At 57.8% G+C, this 1,319-nt stretch carries 1 protein-coding gene and 1 other annotated feature; the gene reads left to right on the top strand.

All coding sequences use genetic code 11. The annotated features are described in order from the left end of the window. The first annotated feature begins 50 nt into the window (after nucleotides 1-50). Nucleotides 51-1,279 (top strand): IS3 family transposase gene (locus QMX82_RS25645; protein WP_282288792.1). Its coding sequence is split into 2 segments (ribosomal slippage): nucleotides 51-339 and nucleotides 339-1,279, totalling 1,230 coding nucleotides; the frame shifts between segments, so codons are not numbered across the junction. Next, nucleotides 329-445 (top strand) — a sequence feature (AL1L pseudoknot). Its footprint overlaps the gene before it by 117 nt. Nucleotides 1,280-1,319: the final 40 nt, after the last annotated feature.

Here is a 1,319-nt window from a genome sequence, read left to right on the forward strand (position 1 = left end):
TGAACCGCCCCGGGTTTCGTGGAGGCTCCAATCTTTGAGAGAATGGAGCCATGAAGAAGTTACCGAAGTATTCCCCTGAAGTCCGTGAACGCGCTGTCCGTATGGTACAGGAGCACCGTGGCGAGTACCCCTCCCTTTGGGCGGCAATCGAGTCCATCGCCCCCAAGATTGGCTGTGTGCCCCAGACCCTCCATGGATGGGTTCGTCAGTTCGAGGTCGATCACGGCGTCCAGAACGGCGTCAGCTCCGAGGAACGCGAACGCATCAAGGCGCTGGAGCGCGAGGTCAAAGAGCTGAAGCGAGCCAATGAGATCCTGAAGTTGGCCAGCGCGTTTTTCGCCCAGGCGGAGCTCGACCGCCGTCTGAAGTAGTCAATGCGTTTATCGACCAGCATCGAGACGCCTACGGGGTCGAGCCGATCTGCAAAGTGTTGCAGGTTGCTCCGTCAGGCTATCGACGACATGCTGCGCGGCAACGCAATCCGTCGCTCTGTTGTGCTCGCGCCCAACGGGACGAGGTGCTGATGTTGCACATCCAGCGTGTCTGGGAGGACAACCTGCAGGTGTACGGTGCCGACAAAGTCTGGCGACAACTGAACCGCGAGGGTATGTCGGTAGCGCGTTGCACGGTGGAACGACTCATGCGGCGTCTACAACTACAGGGTGCGCGTCGCGGCAAGACCGTTCGAACCACCATCGCTGACAATGCGGCTGCCTGTCCGCGTGACAAGGTCAACCGACAGTTCAAGGCCGACAGACCCAACCAGCTGTGGGTTTCAGACTTCACCTATGTCTCGACCTGGCAAGGCTGGTTGTATGTGGCATTTGTAGTCGACGTTTTCGCCCGTCGTATCGTCGGCTGGCGCGTCAGCACCACAATGGAAACCGACTTCGTACTGGATGCATTGGAGCAGGCACTGCATGACCGTCGACCGAACGGAGACAAATCGCTGATCCATCACAGCGACAGAGGATCGCAGTATCTCTCCATCCGCTATTCTGAACGGCTCGCCGAAGCGGGCATCGAGCCTTCTGTTGGGAGTCGCGGTGATAGCTATGACAACGCATTGGCTGAGACCATAAACGGACTCTACAAGGCTGAATTGATTCACCGACGCGGGCCATGGAAAACACGGGAGTCGGTGGAAATGGCAACGCTGAAATGGGTGCACTGGTTCAACCACTACCGACTGCTCGAACCCATTGGATATATACCTCCGGCAGAAGCTGAGGCAAACTACTGGCAGCTACTCGAAAGCACTGAAAAGCGAGCGGCTTGAACTTAAACCAACCAGCCTCCACGAAACCCGGGGCGGTTCA

Source organism: Pseudomonas sp. PS02302 (assembly GCF_029959585.1).
Lineage (GTDB): Bacteria > Pseudomonadota > Gammaproteobacteria > Pseudomonadales > Pseudomonadaceae > Chryseomonas > Chryseomonas aestiva.